General features: G+C 66.3%; 12 protein-coding genes. 9 read left to right on the top strand and 3 right to left on the bottom strand.

Translation table 11 applies throughout. The annotated features are described in order from the left end of the window. Window positions 1-28 precede the first annotated feature (28 nt). The 9 genes from hemC to galU all read left to right on the top strand — a co-directional run bounded on the left by hemC (window position 29) and on the right by galU (window position 10,108). Window positions 29-955: a hydroxymethylbilane synthase gene (gene hemC, locus GWK50_RS04980; protein ID WP_162015585.1), complete on the top strand. Its 927-nt coding sequence runs from the start codon at window positions 29-31 to the stop codon at window positions 953-955. 1 nt (window position 956) lies between these two features. Then, window positions 957-1,748, top strand: a complete 792-nt coding sequence (locus GWK50_RS04975; RefSeq protein WP_162015584.1) for a uroporphyrinogen-III synthase — start codon at window positions 957-959, stop codon at window positions 1,746-1,748. Further along, on the top strand, window positions 1,745-2,821 hold the full coding sequence (locus tag GWK50_RS04970) for a uroporphyrinogen-III C-methyltransferase (RefSeq protein ID WP_162015583.1): 1,077 nt from the start codon (window positions 1,745-1,747) through the stop codon (window positions 2,819-2,821). Before GWK50_RS04975 ends, GWK50_RS04970 begins: the two co-directional genes overlap by 4 nt. 24 nt (window positions 2,822-2,845) lie before the next feature. Then, a complete protein-coding gene (locus tag GWK50_RS04965; protein ID WP_162015582.1) occupies window positions 2,846-4,120 on the top strand; it encodes a heme biosynthesis HemY N-terminal domain-containing protein in 1,275 nt (424 codons plus the stop codon). Between the two features lie 185 nt (window positions 4,121-4,305). Next, a complete protein-coding gene (locus GWK50_RS04960) occupies window positions 4,306-4,875 on the top strand; it encodes a cytochrome b (RefSeq protein WP_162015581.1) in 570 nt (189 codons plus the stop codon). Window positions 4,876-4,913: 38 nt separating this feature from the next. Beyond that, window positions 4,914-5,486 carry a YceI family protein gene (locus GWK50_RS04955; protein WP_162015580.1) on the top strand — a complete coding sequence of 191 codons (573 nt, stop codon included), beginning with the start codon at window positions 4,914-4,916 and terminating at the stop codon, window positions 5,484-5,486. Between the two features lie 68 nt (window positions 5,487-5,554). Beyond that, window positions 5,555-6,130 carry a YceI family protein gene (locus GWK50_RS04950; RefSeq protein ID WP_162015579.1) on the top strand — a complete coding sequence of 192 codons (576 nt, stop codon included), beginning with the start codon at window positions 5,555-5,557 and terminating at the stop codon, window positions 6,128-6,130. A 116-nt stretch (window positions 6,131-6,246) separates the two neighbouring features. Continuing rightward, window positions 6,247-9,114, top strand: a complete 2,868-nt coding sequence (locus GWK50_RS04945; RefSeq protein WP_162015578.1) for a valine--tRNA ligase — start codon at window positions 6,247-6,249, stop codon at window positions 9,112-9,114. Window positions 9,115-9,223: 109 nt separating this feature from the next. Further along, on the top strand, window positions 9,224-10,108 hold the full coding sequence (gene galU, locus GWK50_RS04940) for a UTP--glucose-1-phosphate uridylyltransferase GalU (RefSeq protein WP_162015577.1): 885 nt from the start codon (window positions 9,224-9,226) through the stop codon (window positions 10,106-10,108). Here galU and GWK50_RS04935 read toward each other — a convergent pair whose 3' ends face one another. From GWK50_RS04935 to GWK50_RS04925, 3 genes are all read right to left on the bottom strand, one after another. Next, the gene (locus tag GWK50_RS04935; RefSeq protein ID WP_162015576.1) at window positions 10,109-11,518 is read right to left on the bottom strand and encodes a methyl-accepting chemotaxis protein; all 1,410 of its coding nucleotides are present in this window, start codon (window positions 11,516-11,518) and stop codon (window positions 10,109-10,111) included. Between the two features lie 103 nt (window positions 11,519-11,621). Continuing rightward, the gene (locus GWK50_RS04930; protein ID WP_162015575.1) at window positions 11,622-12,398 is read right to left on the bottom strand and encodes an SDR family oxidoreductase; all 777 of its coding nucleotides are present in this window, start codon (window positions 12,396-12,398) and stop codon (window positions 11,622-11,624) included. A gap of 24 nt (window positions 12,399-12,422) precedes the next feature. Continuing rightward, entirely contained in the window at window positions 12,423-13,184 is a 762-nt protein-coding gene (locus GWK50_RS04925; RefSeq protein ID WP_162015574.1) for a glucose 1-dehydrogenase, read from the bottom strand. Between the last annotated feature and the right edge of the window lie 2 nt (window positions 13,185-13,186).

Raw genomic sequence — 13,186 nt, 5'->3', positions numbered from 1 at the left:
CGCGCGCTGAGCCTTACCCTGCAAAAACATGACGACCGAGCGCCCCACCCTCCCCCCCATCACCATTGCCACCCGGGAAAGCCGCCTGGCCCTGTGGCAAGCCGAACATGTGCAGGCCCTGCTGCGTGCACGCGGGCACAGCGTGGAGCTGCTGGGCATGACCACGCTGGGTGACCAGATCCTGGACCGTAGCTTGAGCAAGGTGGGCGGCAAGGGCCTGTTCGTCAAGGAACTGGAAACCGCATTGCACGACGGGCGTGCGCAGATTGCCGTGCATTCGCTCAAGGACGTGCCCATGGAGCTGCCCGAGGGTTTTGCCCTGGCCTGCGTGATGGAGCGCGAAGACCCGCGCGACGCCTTTGTGTCGCCGCACTTCGCCAGCCTGCAAGAGCTGCCGCAGGGCGCGGTGGTGGGCACGTCCAGCCTGCGCCGCCAGGTGCTGCTGCACGCGCTGCGACCGGACCTGAAGATCGAACCCCTGCGCGGCAACCTGGACACGCGCCTGCGCAAGCTTGACGAAGGCCAGTACCAGGCCATCGTGCTGGCGGCTGCGGGGCTCAAACGCCTGGGGCTGCAAAGCCGCATCCGCACCGAATTCCCCATCGACCAGATGCTGCCCGCCGCAGGCCAGGGCGCCCTGGGCATCGAGGTGCGCGCCGACCGAGTGGACCTGGTCGAGGCGCTGCGCCCCCTGGCCCACCAGCCCACCTGGATTGCCGTGACCGCCGAGCGCGCCGTGAGCCGCAGCATGGGCGGCAGCTGCTCCATGCCGCTGGCGGCGCATGCCCGGTTCGAGGGTGACCAACTGCGCATCGACGCCGCCTGGGGCGACCCCGAAGGCCGCATCGCCCTGGTGCGCGCCAGTGCCAGCGGCCCGGCCACCACGCTGGAACAGGCCGACGCGCTGGGCATGTCCGTGGCAGCGCAATTGCGCGCGGGCGGCGCCACGGGCTGAGATGGTCATTGTCACCCGGCCCGAGCGCGAGGCCCTGCAGTGGGTGGCCTCCTTGCAGGCCCGCGGCATCGACGCGCTGGCACTCCCCCTCATTGCCATCACCCCGCCCGCCGATGTGCAGGCGCTGGAGCTGGCCCGCGCCCAGGTGCAGGCGGGCGCGTACAGCGCCGTCATGGTGGTGAGCAGCAACGCAGGCCAGCATTTTTTTGATCATAAAACGGCTCTAGCGCTTACCCAGCAAGCGCAAGACGCTATCAAAACAAGAGCATGGTCACCCGGCCCCGGCACGGCCCGCGCATTGCAGGCCCTGGGCGTGGAGGGTTCGCGCATCGACACCCCGGCACCCGATGCCGCGCAGTTCGACTCCGAATCGCTGTGGGCCCAGGTGCACAGCCAGGTGGGGCCCGGTGCACGCGTGCTCATCGTGCGCGGCACCGAAGCCGGTGCCACCCAAGAGGGCACCGGGCGCGACTGGCTGGCACAGCAGATCCGCGCCGCCGGGGGGGCGGTGGACTTTGTCGTGGCCTATACACGCGGCGCACCTGTATGGAATGCGCCACAGCAGGCCCTGGCACGCGAGGCCGCCAGCGATGGCTCGCTGTGGCTGCTGAGCAGCTCGCAGGCGCTGGAGCACCTGTGTGCCGCGCTGCCAGGCCAGGACTGGCGCCAGGCGCGCGCCCTGGCCACGCACCCGCGCATTGCCCAAGCAGCGCGGAACGCGGGTTTTGGCGAGGTGCGCGAGTGCCGCCCGGCCTTGGCCGACGTGGCAGCCTCGATAGAATCCCAGCCATGAGCCAAGCGCCCGAATCTGCCCCTGCTCCCGGCCCCGTGGCAGCCCCCACACCGGTGGGCTCCGGGGGCGCACCGTCCAGGCTCCTGGTCTATGTGCTGGGAGGTATTGCGGTGGCCGGACTGGCCAGCAGCACCATGCTCTGGCAACGGCTGGACACCATGCAAGAGGCCCTGGCACGCCAGAGCCAGGAAGCCAACACCCAGGCCATCGAAGCACGCACCCTGGCCCGCCAGGCCCAGGAACAGGTGACCGAAGCCAGCGCCCGCCTTGCGGTGCAGGAGGCGCGCGTCAACGAAGTGGCCCTGCAGCGCGGGCAGTTGGAAGAGCTGATGCAAAGCCTCTCGCGCTCGCGCGACGAGAACCTGGTGGTGGACATCGAATCCTCGCTGCGCCTGGCGCAGCAACAGGCCCAGCTCACCGGCAGCCTGGAGCCGCTGGTGGGTGCACTCAAGAATGCGCAGCAACGCATCGAACGCGCCGCCCAGCCGCGCCTGGCGCCGGTGCAGCGCGCCATTGGGCGCGACCTGGAGCGCATTGGCAGCGCCAGCGTGGCCGACACCTCGGGCCTGCTGTCCCGGCTGGACGACCTGGTGCGCCAGGTGGACGAGCTTCCGCTGGCCAACGCCGTCGCGCTGGCCGCATCCACCCGCCGCCTGCAGGCCCAGCCGGCCGACCCCGAGGCCGACACCAGCGGGCAGGACGCCTGGTGGGTCTGGCTCCAGCGCGTCGGACAGGTGGTGTTCGACGAAGCCAAGGGTCTGGTGCGCCTGAGCCGCATCGACCAACCCGAAGCCGCGCTGCTGGCGCCCGATCAGGCCTTTTTCCTGCGCGAGAACCTCAAGCTCAAGCTGCTCAATGCACGCATGGGTGTGCTGGCGCGCCAGCTCGACTCGGCCCGCACCGACCTCACGGCGGCCACCGCGGCCCTCAATCGCTATTTCGACCCCGCATCGCGCCGCACGCAAAGCGCGGCCACGGTGCTGCAGCAGGTGCAGGCGTCGATGAAGGTGGCCGAACTGCCCCGGCCCGACGAAACCCTCTCGGCCCTGGCCACGGCGGCCGCCGGCCGCTGACCGCCCACCGGCAAGGACCAACCGATGCGTGCAGCACTCTGGCTCCTGGCACTGTTTGGCGTGGCCGTGGCCGTGGCCTTGTTTGCGGGCAACAACCAGGGCACGGTCACCTTGTTCTGGCCACCCTACCGCGTGGATCTTTCGCTCAACCTGGTGCTGCTGGTGCTGGTGCTGGGTTTTGTCACCCTGCATGCCGCGCTGCGTGCGCTGGCAGCGCTGCTGGAGCTGCCACGCCAGGCCCAACGCTGGCGACTGCAACAGCGCGAGCGCAGCATGCATGCCGCACTGCTCGACGCCTTTGCACAAATGCTCGCCGGCCGCTTCTTGCGCGCCCGCAAGGCCGCGCTGGCGGCGATGGACCAGGAACAGGCCCTGCGCCAGGAAGGCGAAACCCCGCCCCACGGCCACCAGATCCGCGCGCTCGCGCACATGGTGGCGGCCGAGACCTCACACGCACTGCAAGACCGCACGCTGCGCGACCGCTACTTCGAGCTGGCGCTGAACCACGCCAAGGAAAAACGCCACGTCGCCCAGGAACTGCACGAAGGCGCGCACATGCGCGCCGCCCGCTGGAGCCTGGACGACCGCGACGCCGAAGGCTCGCTCGAACGCCTGGCCCAACTGCCCCAGGGCGCGGCACGGCGCACGCTGGCACTGCGCATCCGCCTCAAGGCCAGCCGCCTGGCGGGCCGCACGCGCGATGCGCTGGACACGGCACGCCTGCTGGGCAAGCACCGCGCCTTCTCGGCCGATGCGGCGCGCAGCCTGGTGCGCGGCCTGGCCATCGAACTCATCCAGCAGTCGCACGACCCAGCGCAACTGCAAGCGGCCTGGCTTTCACTCGAAGCCAGCGACCGCGCCATGCCCGAAGTCGCCCTGCAGGCGGCCCAGCGCCTGTCCCTGCTCGGCGGAGACAGCGCACAGGTGCGCCAATGGCTGCAACCGGTGTGGCAGCAGTTTGTCGAGCTGCCCTCGTCCATGACCGACGTGCACGTCCAGCGCCTGATTTCCACCCTCGAAGGCAGCCTGGACGACAGCGACGCCGCCTGGCTGGCACGCATCGAAGCCGCGCAGAAGGCCCTCCCCAGCGACGCCCGCCTGCAATACCTGTCCGGCATGGCCTGCGCACAGCGCCAGCTGTGGGGCAAGGCGCAGCTATTGCTGGCCCAGGCAGCGCCACAGTTGCAGGACGCCCGGCTGCGCCGCAACGCCTGGTGCAAGCTGGCCGAGTTGGCCGAACAGCGCGACGACACTGCGGCGGCCGCCCAGGCCTGGAAAAAAGCCGCACAGGCGATCTGAGCGCCCCCCCTGAACCACCCCGGATCAGGGGCTCATCGTTCACGCCCGTTGAACGATGGAATCAATTCCGTTGAAACTGCAAGAACTGCGCGCTTTCTACACTTCCCAGCATGCCGCCCCAGGACCTGGGGCACCGCCCCACCGATCTGGGGATTGCCAGACTTTTCATTACCGTACCGCCCACCATGCAACACCCGTCCGCAACGTCACCGACCGCCCGCTACAGCCTTGTCGCCATGGGCCTGCACTGGCTGATGGCACTGGTGCTGATCGGGCTGTTCGGTGTGGGCGTCTATATGGTGGACCTGCCGGTCTCCCCCGCGCGGCTCAAGCTCTACAACTGGCACAAATGGGCTGGCGTCACCGTGCTGGCCCTGGCCCTGGTGCGCCTGCTGTGGCGCCTGTGGAAGCGTCCGCCCCCGCTGCCGCAAACCATGCTTCTGGCCATGCCGGCCTGGCAGCGCCTGGCGCACCATGGCACCCATGGCCTGATGTACCTGCTGTTCTTTGCCGTGCCCCTGACCGGCTGGGCCTACAGCTCGGCTTCGGGGTTCCGGGTGCTGTGGTTCGGCCGCATTGCCCTGCCCGACTTCGTACCCGTCAGCCAGGCCCTGGCCGACAACCTCAAGCTGAGCCACAACGTACTGGCCATGGGGCTGGCGCTGCTGGTGCTGGTGCATGTGGCCGCCGCACTCAAGCACCACTTCGTGGACGGCGACGGCCTGATGTCCCGCATGTTGCCTGGCCGCGACTGACCCTTCCACCCGTTTTTGCAGACAACTTCCGAGGTCTTATGCTGACATTGCGCACCCTCCCCACCCTGACCCTGGCCGCCGGCTTGCTGGTGGCCGTTTCCGCCCAGGCCCAGCAGCAACTGGTGCCTGCCCAGAGCAGCATCGAATTTGCCGCCAAGCAAATGGGCGTGCCCATGCAAGGCCACTTCCGCAAGTTCGACGCCCAATTGAGCTTTGACCCCGCCAAGCCCGAGAGCAGCCGCATCCGCTTCAGCGTGGACACCGGCAGCGCCACCATGGGCGCCCGCGAGACTGACGCCGAACTGCCCAAGCCGGTGTGGTTCAACGTGGCGCAGTTCCCGCAAGCCACGTTCGAGTCCAGCACCATCAAGGCCCTGGGCGGTGGCAAGTTCGATGTGGCGGGCAAGCTCACCATCAAGGGCACGTCGGTCAATGTGTCGGTGCCTGTGGTGCTGACCCAATCGGGCGCCACCACCACCGCCACCGGCGTGCTGCCCATCAAGCGTCTGGCCTTCAAGATCGGCGACGGCGAATGGGCCGACACCTCCATGGTGGCCGACGAGGTGCAGGTGAAGTTCAAGCTCGCGCTCACGGGCGTGGGCAAGATCTGATCCAGCGCCCTGCTGTTTTCCCCCTGCGTTTCTTTTTTTCATCGTTCTTTTTCCACAGGAGCTCTTCCATGCGCACTTCCCTCATCGCCCTGGCCGCAGCCGCCACCCTCGCCACCGGCATCGCCCAGGCCGAGCCGGCCAACTACGCCATCGACCCCACGCACACCTTCGTGACCTTCGAGATCAGCCACTTCGGCGCCACCGTGAACCGTGCCCGCTTCGACAAGAAGCAAGGCTCCGTGCAACTGGACAAGGCCGCCAAGTCGGGCAAGGTGGAAATCAGCTTCGACACCACGTCGGTGAACTCCGGCACCCCGGCCTTCGACAAGCACCTGCAGAGCGCCGACCTGTTCGACTCCGCCAAGCACCCCACGATGAAGTTCGTGGCCGACAAGTTCGTCTTCAACGGTGACAAGGTCGCCAGCGTCGAAGGTCAGCTCACGCTGCTGGGCAAGACCGGCCCGTTGACCCTCAAGGCCAACCAGTTCAACTGCTACGACAGCCCCATGCTCAAGCGCGAGGTCTGCGGCGGCGACTTCGAAGCCACCATCGACCGCACGCAGTGGGGCATGAACTACGGCGTGGAATGGGGCTTCCCCAAGAACGTGCGCCTGATCGCCCAGATCGAGGCCGTCAAGCAGTAAGCACACCGTGCGACGGGACGTGATGGCATAAAATCACCGTCCCACACCCTGCCACACCAGGTGGCGCAGCGGCATCCCGAGGGATGCCGTTGTTCTTTCAGAGACCCACCGTACCCATGAACGATCCTGTCCAGCAACCCGGCCTGCAGTCCCTGTCCAAATCCTTCGAGCCCGCCGCTCTGGAAGCCCATTGGGGGCCTGAATGGGAAAAGCGCGGTTACGGAGTCGCCGGTTTCCGGGGCACCGGCACGCCCGAGGCGGGCCAACCCGCGTTCTGCATCCAGCTGCCGCCGCCCAACGTGACGGGCACGCTGCACATGGGCCATGCGTTCAACCAGACCATCATGGACAGCCTCACGCGCTACCACCGCATGAAGGGCTTCAACACCACCTGGGTGCCTGGCACCGACCACGCGGGCATTGCCACGCAGATCGTGGTGGAGCGCCAGTTGCAGGAGCAAGGCGTGAGCCGCCACGACCTGGGCCGCAAGAACTTCGTCGCCAAGGTATGGGAGTGGAAGGAAAAGTCGGGCAACACCATCACCACGCAGATGCGCCGCATGGGCGACAGCGTGGACTGGAGCCGCGAATACTTCACCATGGACGACAAGCTCTCCAAGGTGGTCACCGAGACCTTCGTGCGCCTGTACCAGCAAGGCCTGATCTACCGGGGCAAGCGCCTCGTCAACTGGGACCCCAAGCTCCAGTCCGCCGTGTCCGACCTGGAGGTGGAGAACGAGGAGAAAGACGGCTCGCTCTGGCACATCGCCTACCCGCTGGCCGACGGCTCGGGCCAGCTCGTGGTGGCAACCACCCGCCCCGAGACCATGCTGGGCGACGTGGCCGTGATGGTGCACCCCGAGGATGAGCGTTACAGGCACCTCATCGGCCAGATGGTGAATCTGCCGCTGTGCGACCGCCAGATCCCGGTGATCGCCGACGAGTACGTGGACCGCGAGTTCGGCACCGGCGTGGTGAAGGTCACGCCCGCGCACGACCAGAACGACTATGCCGTGGGCCAGCGCCACAAGCTGCCCATGATCTGCGTGCTGACGCTGCAGGCCACCGTCAACGAGAACGCCCCCGCCAAATACCAGGGCATGGACCGCTTCGTCGCCCGCAAGGCCGTGGTGGCCGACCTCGAAGCCCTGGGCCTGCTGGTCGAGACCAAGAAGCACAAGCTCATGGTGCCCATCTGCACCCGCACCGGCCAGGTGGTGGAGCCCATGCTGACCGACCAGTGGTTCGTGGCCATGAACAAGGTGGGTGAAGGCGATGCCACGGGCAAGTCCATCGCCCAGAAGGCCATCGACGCCGTGGCTGGCGGCCAGGTGAGCTTCGTGCCCGAGAACTGGGTCAACACCTACAACCAGTGGATGAACAACATCCAGGACTGGTGCATCTCGCGCCAGCTCTGGTGGGGCCACCAGATTCCGGCCTGGTACGACGAGGACGGCAAGGTGTACGTGGCCCGCGACGAGGCCGAGGCGCAGGCCCAGGCCCCGGGCAAAACACTCAAGCGCGACGAGGACGTGCTCGACACCTGGTACTCCAGCGCCCTCGTGCCCTTCAGCACCATGGGCTGGCCTGAACAAGGCGACGGCGCCACTGACGACTACAACCTCTACCTGCCCAGCAGCGTGCTGGTGACGGGTTACGACATCATCTTCTTCTGGGTCGCCCGGATGATCATGATGACTACGCACTTCACGGGCCGCGTGCCGTTCAAGCATGTGTACATCCACGGCCTGGTGCGCGACGCGCAGGGCAAGAAGATGAGCAAGTCCGAGGGCAACGTGCTCGACCCGGTGGACCTGATCGACGGCATCGCGCTTGAACCCCTGCTCGACAAGCGCACCCAGGGCCTGCGCAAGCCCGAAACCGCGCCCCAGGTGCGCAAGAACACGCAAAAAGAGTTTCCCGAGGGCATTCCGGCCTACGGCGCCGACGCGCTGCGCTTCACCTTCGCGGCGCTGGCCTCCTTGGGCCGCAGCATCAACTTCGACAGCAAGCGCTGCGAGGGCTACCGCAACTTCTGCAACAAGCTCTGGAACGCCAGCCGCTTCGTGCTGATGAACTGCGAAGGCCAGGACTGCGGCCTGCAAGCCCCGCAGGGCGGCGGCAGCTGCAACGACGGCTATCTGCACTTCACCCAGGCCGACCGCTGGATCGCCTCGCGCCTGCAGCGCGTCGAGGCCGAGGTGGCCAAGGGCTTTGACGACTACCGCCTCGACAACGTGGCCAACACCATCTACGACTTCGTCTGGAACGAGTTCTGCGACTGGTACCTCGAAATCGCCAAGGTGCAGATCCAGACCGGCAACGAGGCGCAACAACGCGGCACGCGCCGCACGCTGATCCGCACGCTGGAGACCATCCTGCGCCTGGCCCACCCCATCACGCCCTTCATCACCGAAGAGCTGTGGCAGAAGGTGGCGCCCGTGGCCGGCCGCGGCGGCCCCTCGGTCAGCATCGCGGCCTACCCCGAATCGCAGCCCGAGCGCATCGACGAGGCCGCCGAGGCCCATGTGGCGCGCCTCAAGACCGTGGTGGACGCCTGCCGCACGCTGCGTGGCGAGATGAACGTCTCGCCCGCCACACGCCTGCCCTTGTTCGTGGTGGGCGATGCCGAGTTCATGCGCGGCGCGGCCCCCGTGTTGCAGGCCCTGGCCAAGCTCAGCGAGGTCAAGGTGTTCGACGACGACGACGCCTGGAGCCAGGCCGCCCAGGCTGCGCCCGTGGCCGTGGTGGGCGAGGCGCGCCTGTGCCTGCACATGGAGATCGACGTGGCGGCAGAGAAGGCCCGCCTGGCCAAGGAAGTGGCGCGCATCGAGGGCGAGATCGCCAAGGCCAACGGCAAGCTCGGCAACGAAGCCTTCGTCGCCAAGGCTCCGGCCGCCGTGCTGGAGCAGGAAAAGAAGCGCGTGGCCGATTTCAGCGCCACGCTCGCCCGCCTGCGCGACCAACTCGCCCGCCTGGGCTGATATCAAAAGAATAGCTGCCAGCGCTTGTTTTCATTGGTTTTCAGCATAAAAACAGCCTGAAACTATTGAAAAGCAAGCGCCAGCAGCTCCTCATTCAGGAGCACACACCATGCAGCAAGCCACCGTTCGCAAAGCCGTTTTCCCCGTCGCCGGGCTGGGCACGCGCTTTTTGCCTGCCACCAAGGCATCGCCCAAGGAGATGCTGCCGGTGGTGGACAAGCCGCTGATCCAGTACGCCGTGGAAGAGGCCTACGCCGCCGGCATCCGCCACATGATCTTCGTCACCGGCCGCAGCAAGCGCGCCATCGAGGACCATTTCGACACCGCCTACGAGCTGGAAAGCGAACTGGAAGCGGCGGGCAAGCAGGAACTGCTGGCCCTGGTGCGCTCGGTCCAGCCCGACGACATGGACTGCGCCTATGTGCGCCAGCCGCGCAGCCTGGGCCTGGGCCATGCCGTGCTCTGCGCCGAGGCGCTGGTGGGCGACGAGCCCTTTGCCGTGCTGCTGGCCGACGACCTGATGGTGGGCAAACCCGGCGGTCCCGGCGTGCTGGCGCAGATGGCCCAGGCCTTCCGCCAGCAGGGCCGCTCGCTGCTGGCCGTGCAGGAGGTGCCGCAGGACCAGGTGCGCCGCTACGGCATCGTGGCCGGCGAACCCGCTGGCGGCCCGCTGCTGCGCGTGCAGCGCATCGTGGAAAAGCCCACGCCAGAGCAAGCCCCCTCGCGCATGGGTGTGGCAGGCCGCTACATCCTCACGCCCGCCATCTTCGACCAGATCCGCAACCAGCCCAAGGGCGCGGGCGGCGAAATCCAGCTCACCGACGCCATCGCCCGCCTGATGGAACACGAGGCCGTGTACGCCTTCCAGTACGAGGGCAAGCGCTACGACTGCGGCAGCAAGGAGGGCTTTCTGGAAGCCACCGTGGAGCTGGCGCTGCAGCACGCGGAGGTGGGGGCATCGTTCCGGGAATACCTGAAGACGTTGAGCCTCTAATCATGCCCGCACGGCCGCCAGCCGACCATGCAATTGCACCATGGCCCCCTGGATGGCGCCAGAGCTGTCTGCCACCAGGGTAATGCCCTGCTCCATCTGGCCAGCGTACTGCCCCAACTCGGCATTGCGGGCCAACTGCTCATGACTCACGGCTTCGAGTTTGTCCGCCTCGCCCTGTAGGGCAGCGACAGAGTCCAGGATGGAACGCAGCGCCTGCCGGGCCTGATCCGCGTTGTCCCGTCCCACCTGTGCCAAGCTCTGGCCGTTGCCCAGCAGCCGGGCAGCCTGTTCCACATTGTCCAGTATCCGGGCCAGTTCGGCACTGATGGCGGAGGCCGCATCGCCGGCCTCGCCCGCAAGCTGGCGCACATTTCCAGCCACCACGGCGAAGCCCCTGCCGTGGCTCCCAGCGTGCGAGGCCTCAATCGCGGCATTGAGTGCCAGGATGTTGGTCTGGAAGGCCAATCCCTTGATCTTGTCCGCGATCGTCAAAATTTCCTGCGAGCGCGACTGCAAACCGCGCACCAACACGTCGGCCCGACCAATGGCCTCGGCCAGCGCCACAGTGCTGGCGATGGTTTGACCGACCACCTCAGCACCGGCCTGCGCGGCAGAACGGGCGTGTGCCGCCTCCACAGCCAGCGCCACCGAGGTCTGCTCCACCGATTGCGCCAGCGCGTTGTTCGACTCTGCGGCACCACGCACCGCGCGCGCCTGTTGACTCTGCGCGTTCAGCGAACTGACCATGGCGTCCACGCTCCGGCCTACTTGTGCGCTCTGACGGCCCACCTCGGCCATCAGCGATTCGATCGTTTCTATCTGCGCCTGGCGCTGTCGGTCGCCCTGTTCCTTGGCGATCTGCGAGCCCATGGCCAAGATACCGACAAACAGCATCAGCCCCAGGTTGCACAGCAGACCCCACAGGCGCGTATCCGCGATGGGGTTAACGGGAAACGCCACCCCCATGGCCCGGACCACCTCGAACCCACCCAAGACCGCTAGCACCGACCCCAGCCCCAGCAGGCCAAAGAGTGGGCCGCCTGCGAAGGTGGCCATCACCGGAACAACGACGAACCAAGCCGCCACGGCCTCCGAGGCGCTACCGCCGGTGCTCCACACCAGGTAGCCAAACAGCAAGTTGAAGGTGACCAGGTTCGCCACCTGCGCTGCGCGCAGACTCTGCAGGCGGCGCAGCGAAAACCAGATTCCAGGCACCAGCCACAACGTGGCCGCGACGGCCCATGCCGCCCCCGGGTGCCCCAGGTACAGGTACAAGCCGATGAACGAAGGCCCCGAGAACACTGCGGCAAATGTCAGCCCCACGAGGCTTTTGGCGCGCGCCAGAGTGATTTCATCAGCGCGCAACGCCGGTGGAATGTAGAAGCCAAACAAACGGTCAAGCAGATTCATGGAATGTATTCCTGTTGCACCCGCCGCGCCACACGCGCCAGCCAGCCTGATATGCCGTGCGGAGGCCCACGCTCGATGCGTGCCAGATCACCTTTGCCCTCGCTTATCGCCCCAGGCAAAGGGCCTTGATGATCGGCCTACGCAGCGGCGGTAGCAACGAGAAGACAGCCATCAGCACGTGAGTGAGGTAATGGATCTTCCAATGGCGCTTCCTGCCATGCGCCGCCTTCCATACCACCTCAGCGACCTGCTCCGGCTGCACGTTGACGCCCGTTGAACGGACACTACTCGCCTGTGTCGATGCACCCGTAACCATGGGTGTGTTGACATAGGGCGCCATGATGTCGCTCACCGTGATTCCGTCACGCTCCAACTCAAGGTCAAGCGCCTCCGTCAGCGCATGCACGGCATGCTTGCTTGCCGAATAAACCGCCAATTCGGGCATGCCATAGATGGCCGAGGTTGAGCACATGGTCAAAATGTGCGCGTCAGGCGTAACGCGTAGCGCGGGCAACGCACAGTGGATTCCATTGAGCACGCCCTTGACGTTGATGTCCAGCGTCAGGTACTGCTGCATCAGAGGAATATCCTCGTTGCGCCCCATGCGCAAGATTCCTGCGTTGTTGAAAAGCACATCAAGCCGTCCTCCAGTGCTTGAGGTGAACATCTCGATTGCGGCGCGGTACCGCTTGGCGTCTGTCACGTCCAGCCACAGCGTGCGACAGTTATCCGCGCCGATCTCTCGTTCCAGTCGGTCCAGCCCCTCGACATCGATATCGGCCAAGCCCACAAACCAGCCGCGCGAGGCGAACAGCAGTGCTGTATGGCGACCGATGCCCGATGCAGCGCCTGTGATGAAGATGGATTTCCGTTGCGTCATAGCGGTACCAATGGGAGTAATGCTTCAGCGCGCCGTGTAACCGCCGTCAATGACCAGTTCAGAGCCGGTCATGTAGCACGATTCATCCGACGCCATGAACACCAGCGCCGGAGCGATCTCTTCAGCCAATGCGAGTCGGCCGAGCGGTATGCGGTTGACGATGTCTGCCTGCAGCGCCTGCGCCATGTCGGCCGGCATGGAAGCCAGCGCACCAGAAACCATGGGCGTGGCAATGTAGCCAGGATGCAGCGAATTCACGCGGATGTTGTAGCCGTGTGCGGCGCAATGCAGCGCCGCAGATTTGGTTAGCAAACGCACGCCACCTTTGCTGGCGTTGTAAGCCGCCAGATTAGGCTCGCCGATGATGCCTTCGATCGAAGACACATTGATGATCGAGCCACCTCGCTCCTTCATCGCGACGATGGCCTTTTGCGTTCCCAGGAAAACACCGTCGAGGTTGATCTCCAGCACGCCACGCCAGTCCGCTAGACTTGCTTGCTCAATGCTCCCCAGCCGCCCCACACCAGCATTGTTGACCACCACATCCAGCGCACCAGCCGCGACGATCACGCGATCCCAGTCGGCTTCCTGCGTCACATCGTGCGCCAGTGCGGTCACCATGTGGCCCGCCGCGGAAAGGCGCTCGGCCTCTGCCTCCACGCTGGGAGCATCGATATCGGTCAACACCACCCGGGCACCTTCGCGCGCAAAGTACCGCGCCGTAGCGAGTCCCAATCCACTTCCCGCACCAGTAATCAGGGCTGTCTTGCCTTGCAATCGCTTCATCT

The sequence above is a fragment of the Acidovorax sp. 210-6 genome (genome assembly GCF_010020825.1).
In the GTDB taxonomy this organism is placed as follows: Bacteria; Pseudomonadota; Gammaproteobacteria; order Burkholderiales; family Burkholderiaceae_C; genus Simplicispira; species Simplicispira sedimenti.
The sequence above is the reverse complement of the archived record's forward strand: the minus strand, read 5'-3'. Positions and strand labels throughout refer to the sequence as shown.

What these genes read in the sequence shown, in the direction of transcription:
- GWK50_RS04975 (WP_162015584.1), top strand. Translation starts at nt 957, where the DNA reads ATGGTCATTGTCACCCGGCCCGAGCGCGAGGCCCTGCAGTGGGTGGCC.
- GWK50_RS04955 (WP_162015580.1), top strand. Translation starts at nt 4,914, where the DNA reads ATGCTGACATTGCGCACCCTCCCCACCCTGACCCTGGCCGCCGGCTTG.
- GWK50_RS04925 (WP_162015574.1), bottom strand. Translation starts at nt 13,184, where the DNA reads ATGAAGCGATTGCAAGGCAAGACAGCCCTGATTACTGGTGCGGGAAGT.
- GWK50_RS04965 (WP_162015582.1), top strand. Translation starts at nt 2,846, where the DNA reads ATGCGTGCAGCACTCTGGCTCCTGGCACTGTTTGGCGTGGCCGTGGCC.
- GWK50_RS04950 (WP_162015579.1), top strand. Translation starts at nt 5,555, where the DNA reads ATGCGCACTTCCCTCATCGCCCTGGCCGCAGCCGCCACCCTCGCCACC.
- GWK50_RS04945 (WP_162015578.1), top strand. Translation starts at nt 6,247, where the DNA reads ATGAACGATCCTGTCCAGCAACCCGGCCTGCAGTCCCTGTCCAAATCC.
- GWK50_RS04960 (WP_162015581.1), top strand. Translation starts at nt 4,306, where the DNA reads ATGCAACACCCGTCCGCAACGTCACCGACCGCCCGCTACAGCCTTGTC.
- GWK50_RS04970 (WP_162015583.1), top strand. Translation starts at nt 1,745, where the DNA reads ATGAGCCAAGCGCCCGAATCTGCCCCTGCTCCCGGCCCCGTGGCAGCC.
- hemC (WP_162015585.1), top strand. Translation starts at nt 29, where the DNA reads ATGACGACCGAGCGCCCCACCCTCCCCCCCATCACCATTGCCACCCGG.
- galU (WP_162015577.1), top strand. Translation starts at nt 9,224, where the DNA reads ATGCAGCAAGCCACCGTTCGCAAAGCCGTTTTCCCCGTCGCCGGGCTG.
- GWK50_RS04930 (WP_162015575.1), bottom strand. Translation starts at nt 12,398, where the DNA reads ATGACGCAACGGAAATCCATCTTCATCACAGGCGCTGCATCGGGCATC.
- GWK50_RS04935 (WP_162015576.1), bottom strand. Translation starts at nt 11,518, where the DNA reads ATGAATCTGCTTGACCGTTTGTTTGGCTTCTACATTCCACCGGCGTTG.